The following is a 19,348-nucleotide window of genomic DNA, read 5'->3' on the forward strand; positions in this document are numbered from 1 at the left end:
TCAGTCGTCCTTCTCGTCGTGGTCATCGGTGGGCGGGGTCGGGCGCGTGAGGCTCTGCCACAGGTACATCTGCGCGTAGGACCGCCACGGTCGCCACTGCTGCGCCAGCGCGGTGGCCCTGGCAGGATCCTCTCCCATCGCCCTGAGCGCCGCTCGGGTGCCGCTGTCGCTCGGCAGGAAGCAGTCGGGGTCACCCAGCGCCCGCATGGCGACGTAGTCGCACGTCCAGGGTCCGATCCCCGGCAGGGCCAGCAGGTCCGCACGCAGAGCTCGGCGGTCAGCACCGCGGTCGAGCGGGGTGGCTCCGGTTGCCACCGCCTGCGACAGCAGCGCCAGCGCGCGAGCGCGCGAGGCGGGCATGGGGAGGTCGCCGGGCGCCAGGGCGGCGACCGCTTCGGGCGTCGGGAAGAGTCGATCGAGCCCCTCGACATCGGTCACGACCTTCTCCCCCAGTCTCTCGACCAGACGGCGTGTGAGTCCTTGTGCGCTCGTGATCGTGACCTGCTGGCCGAGAACGGCGCGCACGGCTGCCTCGTACCCGTCGACGTGGCCGGGCACCCGCAGGCCGGGGACCCGGCGTACGGCCTCGGCCAGCAGCGGCTCCCGGCCCAGGACGTCGGCCACCGCCACGGGGTCGCAGTCAGCGTCCAGAAGACGGCGTACGCGTTCGGTGGCGGCCGTGAGGTCGCGCAGGTCCGTGAGCGCGAAGGACGCAAGCGCGTGGGCCGGCACCCCCTCTCGCTCCTCCTGCGGGAAGGACAACTCGACGGTGCCCGGCCCGCGGGGAAGGCGCAGGGTGCGGGCGTACGTCTGGTCGCGGACGACCTCGACGCCCGGGATCGCCCGCACCGCCAGGAAGTCGAGGAGCGCGTCGCCTGCGTACGGTGTCCGCACCGGCAGCCGGAGCTGCACCCGACCCGGGACCGGCGAGGGTGTGCCGCGACTGCGTGAGCGCGCCGTACGCAGCTCCTTCGGCGAGGCGGCGTAGACCTCGCGGACCGTGTCGTTGAACTGCCGGACGCTCGAGAAGCCCGCTGCGAACGCGACCTGACCGAACTGGAGGTGGCTCTCCTCGATCAGCGTGCGCGCGGTCTGGGCCCGACGCGCCCGGGCCAACGCCAAGGGTCCCGCGCCGAGCTCCGCCCTCAGCAGCCGCCCGAGGTGGCGCGGTGTGTAGCCGAGTCGGGCGGCGAGACCCTCCACGCCGTCACGGTCGACGACGCCGTCGGCGATCAGGCGCATGGCCCGCCCCGCCACGTCAGCGACCACGTCCCACTGGGGCGACCCGGGAGTGGCGTCGGGGGCGCATCGTTTGCAGGCTCGACAACCGGTGGCCTGTGCCGCGGCGGCCGTACGGTGGAACGTCACGTTGGCGACCGCCGGCGTGCGCGCGGGGCAGGACGGGCGGCAGTAGATGCCGGTGGTGTGGACCGCGGTGTAGAAGACTCCGTCGAACCGGCGGTCCCGGCTCGACACCGCGCGGTAGCAACGACTCGCGTCGAGGTCACCCGGGGTCTGCTGCTCCATGCCTCCAGTGTGACTCACCTCGACGACAACTTCTCGCGGGAATCGGACACGACGGTTTCCAACCGGCGGACGGCTGGGCAGCCGGGAATGCCGAAAGGCCCGGTCCGTGGACCGAGCCTTGGCTGATGTGTACCCCGGATGGGATTTGAACCCACGCTACCGCCGTGAGAGGGCGACGTCCTAGGCCGCTAGACGACCGGGGCTTGCCTGCCGTCCGACCCCGCAGGACCTGACGACGAAGGGAACATTACCAGCCCTCCGACGACATCTCCCAGTCGGGGGAAACATGACGCTGACCACGCTTAATCCCCCGTCCTCCTGGGTCAGGACTGATCCGTGGGGCCGGCCCACCGACAGAGGTGAGGACGAGGAAATGCCGAAAGGCCCGGTCAGAGACCGAGCCTTTGCGGTGCTGTACCCCGGATGGGATTTGAACCCACGCTACCGCCGTGAGAGGGCGACGTCCTAGGCCGCTAGACGACCGGGGCATGTGTTGCTCGAAACCGAGGCATGAGCAACGAACCGTGACCCTGTGGAGCCAGTGTCACTGTCCAGAACCGGGTCTGCACCCGGTCCTCGCTGGGATACTAGGACTCGAACCTAGACTGAGGGAATCAGAATCCCTAGTGCTGCCAATTACACCATATCCCACTGTTTTGGCCCGTTGTGGCACCGAGAAAGAACATTACACGGCACCCTTCGGAGCCAGCAAAACGGCCCCCCAGACCTGGTTGGCGAGGCCCATCCGTCGAGCCGCCCAGACGGCCAGTCCGAGGTACACGAACGACTGCGTCAACGTTGAGGGCAGGCTCCACCAGGTGCCCCCGGTGGGATTCAACGCGCTGGTCATGTCGGTGAAGGCGAGCGCCAGCCCGAAGGCGACGAAGTTGTTCAGCACGTGCATGGCGATGGCCGCCTCGAGCCCACCGGTCGCGATCACCAGCACACCGGCCACGAGGCCGAAGGCGAAGCGGTCGACGAAGATCGGCGGGTCCTGCGGACCGTGGGCCAGCGCGAAGAGCAGGGCGGGGACGAGGACGGCCGCGACTCGGGAGATCCACGGATCGCTGAAGAGACCGCCGAACGCCTGCGTCAGGTAACCGCGGAAGAGGTACTCCTCCCCCGCTGCCTGGAACGGGACCAGGAAGATCACCACGAGCAAGAAGTTGCGCGTGGTCGAGGTGAATTCGTTGACCCCCGTCATCTCGGGCGTCTGCGCGGTGGCCGGCATGAGCGCCCCCACCACCAGCGTCGCGACCAACGCGACGACCGAGAGGCCGATGCAGACGGCGAAGTACTTCCACCGCATCCGGCCGAAGACCGAGGTCGTCCACCCAGGCCGCAATCCGTGCAGGAGACGACTGAAGAGCCACACCACCGGAATGGCGCTGGCCAGCGAGACCATCAGGAACGCCAGTGCCAACGGCGTCGCCTCACCAGTGAGGGAGAGTTGGTCGATGAGCGCCCCCTGCTCCATCCCCGCGAGGGCACCACCGATCACGAAGACCAGCATCCACAGCACGGGCATCAGACCGAGGCCGACAGCGGCGACGAGCAGGGCACCCACCAGCGCACGCCAGACACTTCGCCCCCGCAACTGGTGGAGCTGGTGGTAGCCGTAGGCGGTTGCCTGGGGTGGGGTCACGACCGCGACCTCACCCACGACGTCAGAGGAGTGCGTCATGGAGGCGCGCGATGCTGCGCTCGCGGCCCAGCAGCTCCATGGACTCGAAGAGCGGCGGGGAGACCTTGCGGCCGCTGATCGCGATGCGCACGGGACCGAAGGCCTTGCGCGGCTTGAGACCCATCGTCTCGATCAGAGCAGTACGCAGCGCCTCCTCGATGGCAGCAGTCGACCAGGTCTCCAGCGCGGAGACTGCGTCGTACGCCGCCTGCAGCACCTCCTTGTCGGCCTCACCGATCGCGTCGATGCGCTCGAAGGACGCCTCATCGACGAAGAGGAAACCGAGCAGGGTCGGCGCCTCGGTCAACTTGTTCATCCGCGGCGAGATCAGGGGCATCGCCAGCTCGAGCATCTGTGCGTCCGCGTCGCTGACCGGGTCGGAGACCACCCCGGTCTGCTTGAGGAACGGCAGGACCCGGTGGGTGAGGTCGTCGAGCGAGAGCATCCTCAGATGGTCGGCGTTGATCGCCTCAGCCTTCTTGAGGTCGAAACGAGCCGGGTTGGGCTGCACGTCGGCGATGTCGAACGCCTCCACCATCTCCGCGAGCGTGAAGACGTCACGGTCGGCAGCGATCGACCAGCCCAGGAGAGCCAGGTAGTTGAGCAGCCCTTCCGGGACGAACCCGGCGTCGCGGTAGCCGAGCAGATTCGCTTCGGGGTCCCGCTTCGAGAGCTTCTTGTTGCCCTCGCCCATCACGTAGGGCAGGTGGCCGAAGAGCGGCGTCTCCTTGGCGACGCCGATCTCCTTCAGCGCCTCGAAGAGGGCGATCTGGCGCGGCGTCGAGGAGAGCAGGTCCTCGCCACGCAGGACGTGGGTGATCTCCATCGTCGCGTCGTCCACGGGAGCGGTCAGCGTGTAGAGGGGGTCGCCGTTGGCGCGGGCCAGCGCGAAGTCCGGCACGAACTCGGACTGGAAGGAGATGTCTCCCCGCACCAGGTCGGTGAAGGCGATCTCGCCGTCCGGCATCCGGAACCGCACCACGCTGGAGCGTCCCTCGGCCTCGAAGGCGGCACGCTGCTCGGCGGTGAGGTCGCGACAGAATCCGTCGTAGCCCATCACCTTCGAACCGGCTGCCTTGCGGCGGGCGGTCGGCTCGTCGCCGGTGCAGAAGCAGTCGTACGTGTAGGAGGAGCCGCGCAGCTTTTCGAGCACGTCGGCGTAGATCTCGGTCCGCTCGGACTGGCGGTAGGGACCGTACGGCCCGCCGACGAGGACGCCTTCGTCCCAGTCGAGGCCGAGCCAGCGCATGACCTCGATGAGCCCTTCGTAGGACTCCTCGGTGTTGCGCTCCTTGTCGGTGTCCTCGATGCGGAAGACGAAGGTGCCACCGTGGTGACGGGCGAAGGCCCAGTTGAAGAGCGCCGTACGGGCCAGGCCGACGTGCGGGCTGCCGGTGGGGCTGGGGGCCATGCGGACACGGACGGGGGTCTTGATCGGGGCATTCATCAGCGCTTGGCCACCTTGTTCGTGAGGGTTCCCAGACCGGCGATCGAGACCTCGACCTCGTCACCGACCTGCATGGGGCCGACACCCGCGGGGGTGCCGGTGAGGATGACGTCGCCCGGGAGCAGCGTCATGACGCTGGAGACGTAGGAGACCAGGGTCGGGACGTCGAAGATCAGGTCGGCGGTGCTGCCGTCCTGCACCAGGTCACCGTTGAGGTGGGTCTGGATGGTGACGCCGTCGATGAAGGTCTGCGGGTCCAGGTCGGTCTCGATCCAGGGACCGAGCGGACAGAAGGAGTCGAACGACTTGGCCCGGGTGAACTGGCCGTCGCTCTTCTGCAGGTCACGCGCAGTGACGTCGTTGGCGATGGTGTAGCCGTGGATCACGTCGGTGGCCTGCTCGATCGGGACGTCGCGACACATCCGACCGATCACGACGGCGAGCTCGCCCTCGTAGTGGACGTCCTCGGACTGGGCCGGGTAGAAGATCCGGTCACCGGGACCGACCACCGAGGTGTTCGGCTTCATGAACATCAACGGCTCGGCCGGCACGTCGTTGCCCATCTCGGCGGCATGGTCGGCGTAGTTGCGACCGATCCCGATCACCTTGCTGCGGGGCAGCACCGGTGCGAGCAGTCGTACGTCCGAGAGCTTGTACTGCTGCTCGAGCAGCTTGACGCCGACGTACAGAGGGTCACCTGCCAGGGCAACGACCATCGCGTCCTCGTCGGGCTGACCGAACTGGTCGAGCTCGCCCGTGACGACGCCGTACATGGGCTCTTCTCCGGTGGTGAATCTGGCGATACGCACCCTTGAACCCTAGCGCCAGCCCGTGACAATCCCGTGTTCGGCCAGTGCTGAGCAGCCAGTACCGTGGAGGGGTGCGAGTGCTGTCGGTGGACCAGTGGCGACCGCGTGCTACCCAGCACGCCGCTCGGCTCGAGGGCTTTCTCGATGCACACCTGGCCCGGCGCACGTCACGGGTGAAGCACCCGGTCCACGACTTCCTCTTCGTCTACTACTCCCACAAGCCGGGACAGTTGCGCCGCTGGCACCCGGGCTACGGCGTCGCGCTCGCCGACGCGGCGCAGGAGTACGGCGGCCTCAAGGGGTACGAGGTCGTCGACGGCGGCGTACGCGTCAGTCAGGCCCACGTCGCGTCCCAGACGGTGCTGCTGACCACACTCGTACGTCTGCTCCGCGCGACCCTGGCTCGGCCCGCCCACTTCGGCTGCTTCGGGCTGCACGAGTGGGCGATGGTCTACCGCCTGGAGCAGGACGAGACCCGTCACGCAGCCTGGCCACTGCGCCTGGGAGGCGCCGCGACCGACGAGGTGGTGGAGTCTCACAAGATCGTGTGCTCCCACTTCGACGCGTTCCGATTCTTCACTCCCCCCGCCCGCGGACTCAACACCTTGAGCCCCGGACGTGACGACCGCGCCGACTTCGAGCAGCCGGGCTGCCTGCACGCTGCGATGGACCTCTACAAACACGCCTTCCGTCTCAGCCCCATGATCAATTCGGACCTGGTCGCCGACTGCTTCGAGCTCGCACGCGACGTCCGGGTCCTCGACATGCGCGCGGCCCCGTACGACCTCACGGGCCTGTGGATCGAGGACGAGGAGTTCACCCCGGTCCAGATCGAGACCCCGGAGGGCAAGCGCGAGTACGCCGCTGCCCAGCGCAGCTTCACCGAACGCTCGGGGCCGCTGCGCGAGCGACTGCTGGCGGAGTGCGAGCGACTGCTCACCGTGGCGCGATGAAGAACGCGGACGTCTGCAGTCACGGGTGGGTGACTGCGAACGTCCGCGTTTTTGCCACGGCGACCAATGGCCCTGGCGGTACTGGTCCTAGTACTTGGCGAAGACCTGCGTGTAGTAGCGCGTGTACTGCGTGCCCGGCTTCGAGACGTACCCGATGCCGATGTGGGTGAAGTCACCCAGCAGGTTGGCCCGGTGGCCGGCACTGTCGATCCAGCCCTGCACCACTGCACTGAGCGAGTAACCGGCCGCGATGTTCTCGCCGGCCCGGCGCCACCCTGAGGGGATCTGCGTGGAGTAGTTCGGGTTGTGCACGAACGTGCCTGTGTCAGCCATCGTCTGGCTCCAGTTGCGGGCCACCGTCGTCATCGGCGTCGAGAGCTGCAGCGGCGCCTTGCCGTTGGCCGCCCGGAAGGCGTTCGTCTCGGCAAGGATCTGGTTGATCGCCACCTGCTCGGGACTGAGCGTCGGGGTGGGGGTCGCGGTCGGCGTCGGCGTGGGAGTCGCTGTAGGCGTCGGCGTCGCCGTAGGCGTGGGGGTCGCGGTAGGCGTCGGCGTCGCCGTAGGCGTGGGGGCCGCGGTAGGCGTCGGCGTCGCCGTAGGCGTGGGAGTCGCGGTAGGCGTCGGCGTCGGCGTAGGAGTCGCGGTAGGCGTCGGGGTCGCGGTAGGCGTCGGCGTGGCGGTCGGCGTCGGCGTGGCGGTCGGCGTAGGTGTCGGCGTGGGAGTCGCGGTGGGCGTAGGCGTCGCGGCGGCGTACTTGGCGAAGACCTGCGTGTAGTAGCGGGTGTACTTCGATCCCGGCTTGGAGACGTAGCCGATTCCGATGTGGGTGAAGTCGCCCAGCAGGTTGGCGCGGTGCCCGGGGCTGTTGATCCAGGCCTTGACGACGCTACCGAGCAGTTGTCCGGCCGCGATGTTCTCGCCAGCCCGGGTCCACCCCGACGGGATCTGCTTGGAGTAGTTCGGGTTGTGCTGGAAGGTCCCGGTGTCAGCCATCGTCTGGCTCCAGTTGCGGGCCACCGTCGTCATCGGCCCGGAGAGCTGCAGCGGCGCCTTGCCGTTGGCCGCCCGGAACGCGTTCGTCTCGGCGAGGATCTGGTCGACGGCCGTCTGGTCCGCGCCGACCGTGGGCACAGGCGCAGGACTGCCGACCGTGATCCCGCGGACCTTGAACGTGCGCGAGGCCGCAGCCTTGACCCGCTTGTTCTTGCGCACCTTGACCCGGTAGGTCGTGGTGCCCTTGGCCACCTTGGTCTTCAGCGCGTAACGCTTCTTGGCGCTGACCTTGGCGGACTTCACCACGACCCAGCGCTTCTTCACCTTCTTCACCAGCACCACCTTGGCCCGGGCGGAGCGGCCGGTGACCTTGCCCGTGACCTTGAGGGCGGCGCCGATCTTGGCCGTGCTCACCGAGGCACTCGCCGTGACCTTGACCTTCTTCGGCTTGGCCGCGGACGCGGCGGGACCGACCAGGAGCAGTCCGCTCAGCAGGGCAAGGACCAACAGAAAGGGAGAGAAGCGTTGTCGCATCACCCCATCATGCCCAATATTGGGTAGGAGCGATAGGAGATCCTCCTCATACGCTCCCGAGACTTGGGGTCAGGGACAATGGCACGTGCCTTTCACCCTCCCGCTGACCGACCCGCGATGACCGCGCCACACCCCGGCCACAGCGTGCTGCAGGTGCCGGTCCCTCCCCTGGAGGCGTGGGTCAGGGCCCGTACGGCCCACTACGACGTCGACTACCTCTCCGCGGACCCCGACTTCACCCATGCCCACGTCACTGCACTGGGTCCCTTCGTCGACCGACTCGACGAGGCCACCAGCGCGGCGGTGGCAGCCATCGCCGCCCAGGTGGAGCCGTTCGACTTCCATCTGAGGCGCCTCGACACCTTCCCGAGCGGCATCATCCACCTGCTTCCGGAGCCCGCCGAGGGGTTCGTACGCCTGACGAACCTGCTGGTGACGGCCTTCCCCGACCACCCGCCCTACGGCGGGGACTTCGCGCCCGTCCCCCATCTCACCCTGGACCTGCGTCACGGCGACGTCACCGAATCCTCCACCCGCGACCTCTTGGGCACGGTCGTGCCGGTGCGCAGTCGCGCCGAGTGGCTGGACCTGGCGTGGTACGAGGCCGGCGCCTGTCACCTGGTCCACCGGTGGCCGCTCGGCGACCCTGCGACCCCGGCGCCTACCGTGGCCACATGACCGACTCGACGACCCGCGGCGCCAGCTACCGTGACGAGGACTGGTACGGCGAAGACCTCTCCGGTCGCAGGTTCGTCGACTGCACCTTCTCGGCCGTCGACCTCAGCGAGGTCCGCACCAGTGGGACCCACTTCGAGAACTGTGTCTTCGACGGATGCCGCTTCAACTCCTCGGTCCACGAGTCGTCGGCCTTCATCGCCTGCGAGTTCCGTCGCTGCAACTTCTTCGACGCCACCCTGGCTGGTTGCAAGGTGTCCGGTTCACTCTTCGACGAGTGCACGATGAAACCGATGAAGATCCGGGGCGGGTTGTGGCGCGGGGTCGTGCTGCGCGGCAACGACCTCACCGGCGTCGACCTGTCGGGGCTGGACCTGCGCGACGCTGACCTTTCGCTCTGCAACCTCACCAAGGCCCACCTGCGCGGCACCCAGCTCGCCGGCGCCGGCGTCGCGCAGACCAATCTGCGTGAGGCCGACCTGCGAGGTGCCACCCTCGAGCAGGTCGACCTGCGCGACGCCGATCTGTTCCGTACGAAGGTGGACCTGGCCGGCGCCGTGCTGCTGGCCGAGTTGAGTGGAGCACTGGTCGACACCTCGACCTGAGTCGACCTGAGTCGACGTCGAGAGCCTCTCAGTCCTGGACGTGGGTCCTGACGTGCACCCGGATCCCGTCGACCACGAGCGCCAGTCCGGCAGCGAAGTCGGCATCGCTCCCCCGGTCTCCGGGTTGCGCATCGATGGCCCCCACGCTGCTGGCCTGCAGGTGGGTCTGCTCGGCGGTCGCGTGACCGAAGACGAGGTGCAGGACCGTACGCGCCGCGGTCGCCGACCACTGGGCGTCCAGACCGCTGCCCTCAAGCGCCGCGGCGAGGTGGGCGTACGCGGCCTGTCCGCCGAGCCCGAAGGCGTGCACGGTCGCCACCACTTCGGCACCGTCGCGCCAGGCGAGCAGGGCGTCGCGCAGCTGGGTGGCAGCGCGGGTCAGACGTACGTCCCACTCCCCCTCGTCGAGCGGTCGCAGGCCGCGGGCGAGCAGCTCGTCGGCGACCGCTGCGAGCAGCGTCTGCTTGTTGTCGAAGTGGTGGTACAGCGCACTGGGGCGCACCCCCAGCTCAGAGGCCAGACGGCGCATCGTGAGGTCGGAGAGTCCGTACTGGTCGAGCACACCGATGGCGTGCTCGACGACGTCGGTGCGGTGGTGGCGCATGGCATTCCTCCTCGAACTCACCTCGGCGGGTGAGACCTGCCTCACAAGGCGTCAGATTGGTTGACGTCTCGTGAGGCCAACCATAACCTGAACACCGTTCACCTGACCACCGTTCAGGTTCTGAGTCGAGAGGCATCTTCCGTGAGCAGCACACGCACCCCCACCCGAGACCTGGCCCTGGTCGCCGTCTTCGCCGCAGTCATCGCAGTGTGCAGCATCCTGCCGGGTATCCCGATGGGGTCGGGAGTGCCGATCACTCTCCAGACGTTCGGCGTGATGCTGGCAGGCGCCGTGCTCGGACCGGTGCGCGGCTTCCTGGCGGTGGCGCTCTACATGGCGGTCGGCTTTGCCGGTCTGCCGGTCTTCGCCCAGGGCGGCGCGACGCTCGGCGTCCTGGCCAAGCCCTCGGCGGGCTACCTGATCGCCTTCCCCATCGCGGCCTTCCTCTGTGGCCTGCTCGTCATGTGGGTCCGCAGCCGCGGCTTCCGCTGGCCCGTGCTCGCCATCACGCTGGCGGGCCTGGCGGCGAGCTTCCTGGTGGTGCACCCGCTCGGCATCGTCGGCATGTACTACCGCGTCGAGGCCTTCGAGACGTGGCGCGAGGCCATCGTCGCCGACATGGCCTACTGGCCCGGCGACGTGGCGAAGAACATCGCGATGGCGCTCGTGGCCGTGGCTGTGCACCGCGCCTTCCCCGACCTGCTGCCGGTGCGCCGCAAGGCGACCACGCCAGCCCCCCAGACGCCCGGGACCTCCCCCGTCAGTGACGACGCCGCGGGGCGCGAGATCATCAACACGTGAGTTCACTCGTCCTCGACCGCGTGGTCGTCTCTGCGGCTGGCGTCGACGGCGTCGTCGAGATCCTTTCCGAGACCTCCCTGGAGATCACCGAGCCCAGCATCGCGCTGATCGGACCCAACGGCTCCGGCAAGTCCACCCTGGCGCGGCTCTTCAACGGGCTGGTGACTCCGTCGAGCGGCCGGGTCGTCGTCGACGGGATCGACGTCGCCCAGGACGGTCGCCGAGCACGCCAGCACGTGGGCTTCGCCTTCACCGATCCCTCTGCGCAGCTGGTGATGCCGACCGTGCTGGAGGACGTCATGCTCTCGTTGCGCCGCACCCACCGCGACAAGGGTGAACGCCGGGCAGCCGCGCTGGCGATCCTGGAGGCGCGCGGTCTCGCCGAGCTCGCGGACCGCAGCGTGCACACCCTCTCCGGTGGCCAGCGCCAACTCGTCGCCCTCACCGGGGTCCTGGCCTGCGATCCGCAGGTCGTGGTGGCCGATGAGCCCACCACCCTGCTGGACCTGGCCAACGGCCGACTCGTGGGCGACCTCCTGATGGGCCTGCCCCAACAGCTGGTCCTCTGCACCCACGACCTCGATCTCGCCGCACGGTGCGACCGGGCCCTGCTGATCGAGGGCGGGCGGGTGGTCTTCGACGGCCCCGCCCCCGACGCCGTCGACCACTACCGGGCCACGGCCTGAGAAGCCACGTGTCCTCCCCGACGCCCAGCCTGCTGGGTGACTACACCCCCGGCGCGTCCTGGCTGCACCGACTCCGGGCCGGGGCGAAGCTGGGCGTCCTGATGCTCGTGGGTCTGGTCGTGGTGCTGGTGCGCGAGTGGTGGGTCGGCCTGGCCTTCGTGGCGCTGGCCCTGGTGCTGCTCGCCGTCGCCGGGGTGGGCGTACGCCGCGTGCTGCGGACCCTGCGACCGCTCCTGGTCCTGCTCGTCGTCCTGGTGGCCTACTCGCTGTGGCGGGCGTCGTGGCAGGTGGCCCTGGAACAGGCCGCCGATCTCGTCGCCCTGATCCTCCTGGCCACGGTCGTCACCACCACCACTGCGGTGGACGACATCCTGGACGTGATCGTGCGCGCCCTGGGGCCGCTGCGACGACTCGGGGTGAACCCGGAACGGGTCGGTCTCGCGTTCAGCCTGATGATCCGCTCCGTGCCCCTGGTCCTGACGATCGCTGGCGAGACCCGCGACGCCGCCCGCGCCCGCGGACTCGAGCGCGATCCGCGGGTCTGGCTCACGCCCTTCGTGATCCGCGCGATCGCCCACGCCCGCGACACCGGGGACGCCCTGCACGCGCGCGGACTGGGTGACGACTGACTGGGTGACGACTGACGTACGCCGAAAGTCGCCGAGCCGAGCAACTCACCAGCCCGGCGGCGTACGGCCGACCCAGTCGCTGGCCTGCTCGACCTGGGCGGCCAGCGAGATCAACAACTCGTCCTCGGCGGGGCGACCCGCGATCATCACCCCGACCGGCAGCCCTTCTGGCGTCCAGTGGGTCGGCAAGGACATCGACGGCATGCCGGTGACGTTCCACGCGGAGGTCCACGGGGTGAATCGTTTCTGGGCCTCGAAGTCGGCCTCAGGGTTCTCGTCGTCACGCATCGCACCGACCTCAACCGGCAGCGAGGCCAGGGTCGGAGTGAGCACCACGTCGTAGGGCGCCAGCGCCTCGAGAGCCAACGCCGCGTGGCGACGCATCTCGCCGATCGCCAGGCCGAAGTCGGGCCCGCTGACCGCGCGTCCCTTCTCGCTCAACCAGGTGGTCAACGGTCGCAGTTGGTGCTCGCGTCCGGCGGGGGCGGTCGAGAGGGCGGTCAGCACCGCCCAGCAGATCTCGAAGACGGCGACTGCCGACCGATCCAACGGCACCTCGATGTCCACGACCTCGTGGCCCAGTGCCTCCAGCAAGCCGGAGGCGTCCTCCCACGCCTGCAGGGGTGCGGGCGCGACGTCGACGTCGGTGATGACCGGCGCAGAGAAACGCGCGACGCGCAGTCGTCCCGGCTCCCGCCGGGCGGCATTGAGGAAGGTGCCCTGCGGCTCAGGCGCCCAGGACGGGTCACCCACCCGGTGGCCGGCGAGCACGTCGAGCATCGCGGCGGCATCGGCGACCGTACGGGCCAGGGTGCCGGCCGTCGAGAGACCGACCGGGTCGCCGTACGTGGGCGCAGCGCTGATCCGGCCGCGTGACGGCTTGAGGCCCACCAGGCCGCAGCAGGAAGCGGGGATCCGGATCGATCCCCCACCATCAGAACCCTGGGCCACCGGCACGAGTCCAGCCGCGACCGCGGCTGCCGCACCGCCTGAGGATCCGCCTGCCGTGCGGGTGTGGTCCCACGGTGTCACCGCCGGCGGCGCGACGTCGGGCTCGGTGTAGCAGGGAGAACCGAACTCCGGCGTGTTGGTCTTGCCCAGCCACACCATCCCCGCGGCCTCGATCGACAGCGTCACGTTGTCGGAGAACTCGGGCACGAAGTCGGCGTAGGCGGCCGACCCGAACGTGGTGCGCACCCCTGCGGTGGGGTTCAGGTCCTTGATCGCCGTGGGCACGCCGTGCAGCGGGGAGAGCCCGTGGCGCGGCAGCGCAGCCGCCCGGGCCAGGGCCAGCTCGGGGACCCGGGTGACGAAGGCGCCCACGTCGTCACTCCGGGTGAGGTAGTGCTCGACCAACTCGACCGGGGACAGCTCCCCGGCACGCACTGCTGCACCCTGCTCGAGGGCGGTGAGGTCATGCATCTCGGACACGGTGGCTCCTGCCGCTCAGACGTTGTCCCACGGCGCACCCACCGCGGGCGACCAGTCGGTGGGCTGTCCCTGGAAGTCGCCGACGAGCAGGACGAGCAGACCGACCAACAACGCCCAGGTGAGGAGCCAGAGCCAGCCCCGCGCAGCGAAGGGTCGTACGACCGGGGACACCGCGCGGCGCACCCGGGTGGCGCCGGGTCCCACCCACAACCCCAGGACGAGGCCGGCGCCCATCACGAGCAGAGAGCTCTGCACCGGGGCCGCGACCGTGAAGCAGATCAACCCGGCGACCGCGCTCAACCCGGCGGCCCACAGCAGGAGGGCCAGCGTGCCGGGGATCGAGGAGAAGACGTGGACCGGCGTGGTCGCGACGCTCTGGACACCGTCGTACCACTTCGAGCCGCGCAGCCGGCGGCGTTCAGCGCTCGCGCTCATGCTGTGCGAGAGCGTCCGCAGCAACCACACCAGCGCTGTCAGGAGCGCCGTCGTCACGTAGGGCGCGGCCACGAAGGCCAGACTGACTCCGGCGCCGAGGGTGAGCAAGAGGGTGGCTCTCCGCAGCCGCACACCCAGCCGTACGCGCTCGGTCGGGGTCTCGGGCGCCGTCCACGGGTCGTCGGTGAACTCGACCTCGTCGTCCCCGTCCAGGTCGTCCCCGTCCAGATCGCCCCCGTAGCGATCGTCCCCGTCGAGGTCGTCCCCATCATCGGGGTCGTCGTCGGTGAACTCGGCCACGTCATGTCGTTCGGCGAACTCCCGGTCGCCCACCGGAGTGGAGTGCAGCCACTCCTCGTCGGGCTCGGGCTCGTGGTGCGAGTCGAGGGGCAGGTGGACGGTGGTGTCCTCGGCCCACTCCTCCTCATGCCGCTCCCACCACTCCACCGGCGGCGTCGTGGGCTCGTGTGGCGCCTGGACGACCTGCGTGTAGGGCCGGGTCACCGGAAAGGGTGTCAGCGGCACCGGCCTGGTGGCGGTGTCGTCGTGGAGGTCGACCAACTCCGTCCCGTCGTCGGGGTCGAGGTCGCTCTCGTCGGCGGCGAAGCCTTCGTCCTCCAACTCCATCCACGTCAGGATCGCGGCGACGGTGGGCCGATTGCGGGGCTCCGGGTCGAGCCCGGCGCTCACGACCTCCTGCACCTCCTCGGGCAACTCGGAGACGTCGTGCTCACCGCGACGGACCCGGTCCATGATCGCCATCGACGGACCGCTGCCGAAGGGTGCCCGTCCGGTCCCCGCGTAGGCGACGGTCGCCGCCCAGGAATGGATGTCGGAGGCGGGGCTGGCGTCCTCGCCGTGCAGGATCTCCGGGGCCAGGTAGCCGGGTGTGCCCAGCAACCACCCCTGCGCCGTCAGCCGTGGGTCGTCGGCGAGGCGAGCCAGACCAAAGTCGATCAGGACGGGGTTGCGACCCACCATGAGGATGTTGGACGGCTTGATGTCACGGTGCACGACACCGACCCGGTGCACCGCCTCGATGGCCTGGGCCAGACAGCGGGCGAACCAGACCAGCTCGTCGCCGAGCAGCGGACCTTCCTGCGCGACCTGGTCGTACAGCGAGTACCCGGGCACGTAGCGGGTCGCGACGTACGGGATGTCGCCCCACGGGTCCGCGTCGATGATCTCGGCGACCCGACGGCTCCGGATCCTGAGCAGCGAGTTGACCTCGCGGGCCAACCGCGCGCGGGACTCGTCGTCACCGACCACGTTGGGGCGGATCACCTTCAGGGCGACCCGCTCCTGACCGGGACGTCGCGCCAGGTGGACGACCCCCATGCCGCCCTCACCGAGTCGGGTCAGCAGCTGGTAGCCGCCGACCGTCAACCCGCGAGGGGGCGCTGGTGGTCGAGGTGTGACGCTCACGTCACGAGGCTAACCGCGCCGATCACAGAACCTGGCGCAACCAGCCGTTGGTGTCCTCGGCGCGTCCGAACTGCACGTCCACCAGCGCGGAGCGGATCTTCATCGTCAACTCGGTCGACGCCGGGGCCGCGGTGGTCCCGGCGGCCGAGCGCAACTCCCCCACCGGTGAGACCACGGCGGCGGTGCCGCAGGCGAAGATCTCGACGATGTCACCGGACGCGATGCCCGAGCGCCACTCGTCGATGGCGAAGCGTCGTTCGGTGACCTCGTGACCCAGCTGCTCGGCCAGGGCAATGATCGAGGACCGGGTGATCCCCTCGAGGATCGTGCCGGTGGCCGGGGTGACGATCGAGCCGTCGCGGAACACGAAGTACATGTTCATCCCGCCGAGCTCCTCGACGTACAGCCCGTCCTGGGCGTCGAGGAAGACGACCTGGTCGCAGCCGTTGGCGGTGGCCTCCTGCTGGGCGACCAGCGAGCTGGCGTAATTGCCGCCCGTCTTCGCTGCGCCCATGCCGCCGCGCCCCGCGCGGGTGTAGTCCTCGGTGAGCCACAGGCTGACCGGCTTCAGACCGCCCTTGAAGTAGGAGCCGGCGGGGCTGGCGATCACCATGAAGGTGACGTGCTGGCTGGGGCGCACCCCCAGGAACTTCTCACTGGCGAACATGAAGGGACGCAGGTAGAGGCTCTTCTCCCCCTGGGCCTCGGGGACCCAGCGCGCGTCGACCTTGACCAGGGCCTCGACGGCAGCGAGGAAGTCGTCGACGGGCAGCTCGGGCAGCGCCAGACGCTGGCTGGACCGGATCATCCGCTCAGCGTTGGCCTCGGGACGGAACAGGTGGACCGAGCCGTCCGCGTGGCGGTAGGCCTTCATCCCCTCGAAGGTCTCCTGCGCGTAGTGCAGGACGGCGGTCGCGGGGTCCAGGACGAGCGGACCGTAGGGGGTGATCCGGGCGTCGTGCCACCCCTTCTCCGGAGTCCACTCGACGGTGAACATGTGGTCGGTGAAGTGCACGCCGAAGCCGGGGTCGACGAGGATCTCGGAGAGCCTGGCCTCGGAGACGGGGGTGTCGGAAAGCGTGGTGCTGATCTCCATGTCTCGAACCTACACTCGTGCGGCGATGGCGTCGCCGATCGCAGAAGTCGTACGGGGCCCACCGGCGACACGCTCGGCGATGTCGGCGGCCACGGCCGCCTCGATGCGCGCGGCGCCCTCGGTGTTGCCGAAGAAGTCCAGGAGCATCCCGGCCGACAGGATCGCCGCCGTCGGGTCCGCCTTCTGCTGACCCGCGATGTCTGGGGCAGAGCCGTGGACCGGCTCGAACATGGACGGCGTGCTGCGCGACGGGTTCAGGTTGCCCGACGCCGCCAGGCCGATGCCACCAGTGACGGCGGCGGCCAGGTCGGTGATGATGTCGCCGAAGAGGTTGTCGGTGACGATCACGTCGAAGCGGCCGGGGTCGGTGGTCATGAAGATCGTGGCTGCGTCGATGTGCAGGTAGTCCACGGTGACCTCGGGAAACTCCTCGGCGACCTCGTTGACCAGGCGCCACCAGATCGATCCCGCGTGCACCAGCACGTTCGTCTTGTGGACCAACGTGACCTTCTTGCGCGGACGACGCATCGCTCGGGCGAAGGCGTCGCGCACGACGCGCTCGACACCGAAGGCAGTGTTGAGGCTGACCTCGGTCGCCACTTCCTGCGGGGTCCCGACCCGGATGGCACCCCCGTTGCCCGTGTACGGACCCTCGGTGCCTTCACGCACGACCACGAAGTCGATCTCACCGGGGTTCGCCAGCGGCGAACCGACTCCGGGGTAGAGCTTGGAGGGACGCAGGTTGACGTGGTGGTCGAGCTCGAAGCGCAGGGTGAGCAGCAGCCCACGCTCCAGGAGCCCGGGCGGGATGTTGGGGTCGTTCGGCTTGCCGCCGATCGCGCCGAGCAGGATGGCGTCCTGTCCACGCACCTCGTCCAGGACCGAGTCAGGCAGCACCTCGCCGGTCGCGAGGTAGTGCTCCGCACCCAAGGTGTAGTGGGTGGTGGAGAAGGCGTTGGGGGCCACCACGTCGAGCACCTTGAGCGCTTCGGTGGTGACCTCGGGTCCGATGCCGTCGCCGGGGATGACGGCGAGGTTGATCGGGGACTCGGGCGAGGTGAGGGTCATGGCTCCACAGATCAGTTGTCGTCGGGTCGCTGGTCCGCCGCGTCACGCTGGTCAGCGACGAGTTGCAGGGCGTGGTGGCTGTGGGGGCTCTGCGGGTTGTGACGTCCGGGGCCCCAGTCGGCCGGGTTCAACGTGTACATGATCGCTCCTGTGGGTGATGACCCCGGAAACCGGGGTGGAGTTCTTCAGATGTGGATGCGTCGGCGCGACCGTCGTTCCGGGTCGCGCCGGGTGCTGCCCTGCGCCCCACGCACAAGTGGGGAGGACTCCTCATCACCGGTCAGGTGGCGGAGGTGAGGTCCGGGTCGGGGTGGCACTCGCTGATCGCGAGGCTGTCGACGCCGTGCGGTGATGACGTCGGGTGTGCCCGACCATCGGACCTGAGAGAGCGGATCGCGCCGACTCGTGTCAGATGATCTGTCGCGGAGCAAGGAGAGAGGCTGCTGGTTCGAGGGCCTCGTACTCGCCGAACCACCGCGGCGAGGTGGCCCTCTTCAGGCCTCGCCGCGGCAGACGACTACGAGAATGCTCCGCATGATGGAGTGACCATACGCAGCGCCACCTGCGATGTCGAGTACTTTCCGTACGTGTTCTGGGCCACGTCCACCTCGCGCGCGGGTACGGCGGCGCGGTCTGGATCCCACACCGGTCGCCCCGGCGTACGTCCGCCGCTGGACGGTGTCAGGACCGGCCTGCCTGCGGTGGAAGAATGCAACCCATGAGCGCCTCACCAGATCTGCCCGAGATCGTCCGGCGCGCATTCGACGTCTCGCGTCGCGCGGGGTACGTCTCCTTCTGCCGCAACGAGACCGGCCGCCTCCTGGCTGCGCTGGCCGCCACCCGCAGTGGCGTGATGGCCGAGTTCGGCACCGGCGCCGGCGTGGGCACGGCCTGGCTGCGTTCCGGCGTACGCACCGACGCACGGATCCTGACCGCGGAGCTGAACCCGCGCCTCGCCCAGGCGGCTGCGGAGATCTTCAGCGACGACGACACCGTCGAGGTCTTCGAGGCCGACTGGTCGACGCTCGCCGGCAAGGGTCCCTTCTCGCTGCTGTTCCTCGACTCGGGCGACCCGAGCAGTGTCCGGGTCGACAAGGTCGCCGACCTGCTCGAGCCCGGTGGCATCGTGGTCCTCGACGACTTCACGCCGTGCGAGTCGTGGCCCCCGATCTACCTCGGTCGGGTCGACACGCTGCGCGAGGAGTGGCTCACCGACGAGCGCTTCACCGCGGTCGAGGTGATGATCGCGTCCGACGCCTCGGTCATCATCGCGACGCGGCGCTGATGTCGACGGTGCACGCAGGCAGCATCGCCTGGGTGAGCGGGCCGATCCCCACCGCGTAGAGCACGGTCCCCAGGCCCAGCACTCCCCCGAGGGCGCCACCGAGCAGGACACCGAGCACGACCGCGGTCACCTCTATGCCGGTGCGGACCAGCCGCAGCGAGAGCCCCGTACGCCGTGACAACCCGGTCATCAGCCCGTCACGGGGGCCGCGTCCGAACTGCGAACCGATGTAAAGGGCGCCGCCCACGGCGTTCAGCCCGACGCCGAGCAGGACGAGCGCGATCCGGGCCCACAGGGTCTCGGGTCCGGTGACCAGCGCCAAGGTCGCGTCCGCAGCCAGGCCGACCACGATCGCGTTGGCCACCGTCCCGATGCCGGGCTTCTCGCGCAGCGGGATCCACAGCAGCAGGACCACGAAACTCATCAGGACCACGATCTGGCCCAGAGTCAGCGGCAGGTAGTCGGTCAACGCCATGTGCAGGACGTCCCACGGCGCCAGGCCCAAGGTGGCCTCGACCATCAACGCCAGGGAGACCCCGAAGAGCACCAGGCCGACGGTCAGCTGCGAGAAGCGCCTGGCCAGCCGACCGGCCCGCAACTGGGCCATCGGTCCCAGGTCGAGCAGGGCGGTGGCAGGAGAGGGCACGGGTGAGCGGAACAC

General features: G+C 69.3%; 19 protein-coding genes and 3 tRNA genes. 7 read left to right on the plus strand and 15 right to left on the minus strand.

Annotated features, from left to right (window positions below; genetic code table 11):
* The 7 genes from DNK52_RS01680 to DNK52_RS01710 form a co-directional block, all read right to left on the minus strand.
* On the minus strand, positions 1–1,527 hold the full coding sequence (locus DNK52_RS01680; protein ID WP_110238902.1) for a DNA-3-methyladenine glycosylase 2: 1,527 nt from the start codon (positions 1,525–1,527) through the stop codon (positions 1–3).
* A 130-nt stretch (positions 1,528–1,657) separates the two neighbouring features.
* Positions 1,658–1,730: transfer RNA gene (locus DNK52_RS01685), tRNA-Glu, on the minus strand.
* 212 nt (positions 1,731–1,942) lie between these two features.
* Positions 1,943–2,015: transfer RNA gene (locus tag DNK52_RS01690), tRNA-Glu, on the minus strand.
* 91 nt (positions 2,016–2,106) lie between these two features.
* A tRNA-Gln gene (locus DNK52_RS01695) sits at positions 2,107–2,178 on the minus strand.
* A 34-nt stretch (positions 2,179–2,212) separates the two neighbouring features.
* Positions 2,213–3,211: a CPBP family intramembrane glutamic endopeptidase gene (locus DNK52_RS01700; RefSeq protein WP_110238904.1), complete on the minus strand. Its 999-nt coding sequence runs from the start codon at positions 3,209–3,211 to the stop codon at positions 2,213–2,215.
* Positions 3,195–4,658 (minus strand): glutamate--tRNA ligase, encoded by a 1,464-nt coding sequence (gene gltX, locus DNK52_RS01705; protein WP_110238906.1) that lies wholly within the window; start codon positions 4,656–4,658, stop codon positions 3,195–3,197. Before gltX ends, DNK52_RS01700 begins: the two co-directional genes overlap by 17 nt.
* On the minus strand, positions 4,658–5,467 hold the full coding sequence (locus DNK52_RS01710; protein WP_110238908.1) for a fumarylacetoacetate hydrolase family protein: 810 nt from the start codon (positions 5,465–5,467) through the stop codon (positions 4,658–4,660). The genes gltX and DNK52_RS01710 overlap by 1 nt, the downstream gene beginning before the upstream one ends.
* Before the next feature lie 71 nt (positions 5,468–5,538).
* Here DNK52_RS01710 and DNK52_RS01715 point away from each other — a divergent pair, with 71 nt between their 5' ends.
* Positions 5,539–6,420 (plus strand): 3-methyladenine DNA glycosylase, encoded by an 882-nt coding sequence (locus DNK52_RS01715; protein ID WP_110238910.1) that lies wholly within the window; start codon positions 5,539–5,541, stop codon positions 6,418–6,420.
* An 87-nt stretch (positions 6,421–6,507) separates the two neighbouring features.
* On the opposite strand, the gene DNK52_RS01720 is transcribed toward DNK52_RS01715, so the two are convergent.
* Positions 6,508–7,947, minus strand: coding sequence for a CAP domain-containing protein (locus DNK52_RS01720; RefSeq protein WP_110238912.1), 1,440 nt, complete (start codon positions 7,945–7,947; stop codon positions 6,508–6,510).
* Positions 7,948–8,064: 117 nt separating this feature from the next.
* On the opposite strand from DNK52_RS01720, the gene DNK52_RS01725 reads away from it, so the two are divergent.
* Together DNK52_RS01725 and DNK52_RS01730 are read left to right on the plus strand one after the other, a co-directional pair.
* Positions 8,065–8,625, plus strand: a complete 561-nt coding sequence (locus DNK52_RS01725; protein WP_110238924.1) for a 2'-5' RNA ligase family protein — start codon at positions 8,065–8,067, stop codon at positions 8,623–8,625.
* A complete protein-coding gene (locus DNK52_RS01730) occupies positions 8,622–9,227 on the plus strand; it encodes a pentapeptide repeat-containing protein (RefSeq protein ID WP_110239916.1) in 606 nt (201 codons plus the stop codon). Before DNK52_RS01725 ends, DNK52_RS01730 begins: the two co-directional genes overlap by 4 nt.
* Positions 9,228–9,255: 28 nt before the next feature.
* Here the strand turns inward: DNK52_RS01730 and DNK52_RS01735 are convergent, their stop codons facing one another.
* Positions 9,256–9,831: a TetR/AcrR family transcriptional regulator C-terminal domain-containing protein gene (locus DNK52_RS01735; RefSeq protein ID WP_110238926.1), complete on the minus strand. Its 576-nt coding sequence runs from the start codon at positions 9,829–9,831 to the stop codon at positions 9,256–9,258.
* A 141-nt stretch (positions 9,832–9,972) separates the two neighbouring features.
* Here DNK52_RS01735 and DNK52_RS01740 point away from each other — a divergent pair, with 141 nt between their 5' ends.
* The 3 genes from DNK52_RS01740 to DNK52_RS01750 are packed head-to-tail and all read left to right on the plus strand — an operon-like array spanning position 9,973 to position 11,947.
* Complete coding sequence (locus DNK52_RS01740; protein ID WP_204163331.1) at positions 9,973–10,632, plus strand: biotin transporter BioY; 660 nt, start codon at positions 9,973–9,975, stop codon at positions 10,630–10,632.
* Positions 10,629–11,318, plus strand: coding sequence for an energy-coupling factor ABC transporter ATP-binding protein (locus tag DNK52_RS01745; RefSeq protein ID WP_110238928.1), 690 nt, complete (start codon positions 10,629–10,631; stop codon positions 11,316–11,318). The genes DNK52_RS01740 and DNK52_RS01745 overlap by 4 nt, the downstream gene beginning before the upstream one ends.
* 8 nt (positions 11,319–11,326) lie before the next feature.
* Positions 11,327–11,947 carry a CbiQ family ECF transporter T component gene (locus tag DNK52_RS01750; RefSeq protein WP_110238930.1) on the plus strand — a complete coding sequence of 207 codons (621 nt, stop codon included), beginning with the start codon at positions 11,327–11,329 and terminating at the stop codon, positions 11,945–11,947.
* Between the two features lie 45 nt (positions 11,948–11,992).
* On the opposite strand, the gene DNK52_RS01755 is transcribed toward DNK52_RS01750, so the two are convergent.
* The 5 genes from DNK52_RS01755 to DNK52_RS16405 are packed head-to-tail and all read right to left on the minus strand — an operon-like array spanning position 11,993 to position 17,542.
* The gene (locus tag DNK52_RS01755) at positions 11,993–13,369 is read right to left on the minus strand and encodes an amidase (protein WP_239455398.1); all 1,377 of its coding nucleotides are present in this window, start codon (positions 13,367–13,369) and stop codon (positions 11,993–11,995) included.
* Between the two features lie 24 nt (positions 13,370–13,393).
* Positions 13,394–15,238 carry a serine/threonine-protein kinase gene (locus DNK52_RS01760; RefSeq protein WP_162598552.1) on the minus strand — a complete coding sequence of 615 codons (1,845 nt, stop codon included), beginning with the start codon at positions 15,236–15,238 and terminating at the stop codon, positions 13,394–13,396.
* A 22-nt stretch (positions 15,239–15,260) separates the two neighbouring features.
* A complete protein-coding gene (locus tag DNK52_RS01765; protein ID WP_110238935.1) occupies positions 15,261–16,334 on the minus strand; it encodes a branched-chain amino acid aminotransferase in 1,074 nt (357 codons plus the stop codon).
* Positions 16,335–16,343: 9 nt separating this feature from the next.
* Complete coding sequence (locus DNK52_RS01770) at positions 16,344–17,402, minus strand: 3-isopropylmalate dehydrogenase (RefSeq protein ID WP_110238937.1); 1,059 nt, start codon at positions 17,400–17,402, stop codon at positions 16,344–16,346.
* A gap of 11 nt (positions 17,403–17,413) precedes the next feature.
* Complete coding sequence (locus DNK52_RS16405; protein WP_275426126.1) at positions 17,414–17,542, minus strand: hypothetical protein; 129 nt, start codon at positions 17,540–17,542, stop codon at positions 17,414–17,416.
* 578 nt (positions 17,543–18,120) lie between these two features.
* Between DNK52_RS16405 and DNK52_RS01775 the strand changes: the two genes are divergently transcribed.
* Positions 18,121–18,687, plus strand: coding sequence for an O-methyltransferase (locus DNK52_RS01775; protein ID WP_110238939.1), 567 nt, complete (start codon positions 18,121–18,123; stop codon positions 18,685–18,687).
* Here DNK52_RS01775 and yczE read toward each other — a convergent pair.
* Positions 18,668–19,348, minus strand: a complete 681-nt coding sequence (gene yczE, locus DNK52_RS01780) for a membrane protein YczE (protein WP_239455323.1) — start codon at positions 19,346–19,348, stop codon at positions 18,668–18,670. The genes DNK52_RS01775 and yczE overlap by 20 nt on opposite strands.

It is taken from the genome of Nocardioides gilvus, from assembly GCF_003194605.1.
In the GTDB taxonomy this organism is placed as follows: domain Bacteria; phylum Actinomycetota; class Actinomycetes; order Propionibacteriales; family Nocardioidaceae; genus Nocardioides; species Nocardioides gilvus.

Coding starts and splice junctions, on each gene's coding strand:
- DNK52_RS01765 (WP_110238935.1), bottom strand. CDS start 16,334: ATGGAGATCAGCACCACGCTTTCCGACACCCCCGTCTCCGAGGCCAGG.
- DNK52_RS01775 (WP_110238939.1), top strand. CDS start 18,121: ATGAGCGCCTCACCAGATCTGCCCGAGATCGTCCGGCGCGCATTCGAC.
- DNK52_RS01770 (WP_110238937.1), bottom strand. CDS start 17,402: ATGACCCTCACCTCGCCCGAGTCCCCGATCAACCTCGCCGTCATCCCC.
- gltX (WP_110238906.1), bottom strand. CDS start 4,658: ATGAATGCCCCGATCAAGACCCCCGTCCGTGTCCGCATGGCCCCCAGC.
- DNK52_RS01700 (WP_110238904.1), bottom strand. CDS start 3,211: ATGACGCACTCCTCTGACGTCGTGGGTGAGGTCGCGGTCGTGACCCCA.
- DNK52_RS01755 (WP_239455398.1), bottom strand. CDS start 13,369: ATGCATGACCTCACCGCCCTCGAGCAGGGTGCAGCAGTGCGTGCCGGG.
- DNK52_RS01725 (WP_110238924.1), top strand. CDS start 8,065: ATGACCGCGCCACACCCCGGCCACAGCGTGCTGCAGGTGCCGGTCCCT.
- DNK52_RS16405 (WP_275426126.1), bottom strand. CDS start 17,542: ATGTACACGTTGAACCCGGCCGACTGGGGCCCCGGACGTCACAACCCG.
- DNK52_RS01735 (WP_110238926.1), bottom strand. CDS start 9,831: ATGCGCCACCACCGCACCGACGTCGTCGAGCACGCCATCGGTGTGCTC.
- DNK52_RS01720 (WP_110238912.1), bottom strand. CDS start 7,947: ATGCGACAACGCTTCTCTCCCTTTCTGTTGGTCCTTGCCCTGCTGAGC.
- DNK52_RS01680 (WP_110238902.1), bottom strand. CDS start 1,527: ATGGAGCAGCAGACCCCGGGTGACCTCGACGCGAGTCGTTGCTACCGC.
- DNK52_RS01730 (WP_110239916.1), top strand. CDS start 8,622: ATGACCGACTCGACGACCCGCGGCGCCAGCTACCGTGACGAGGACTGG.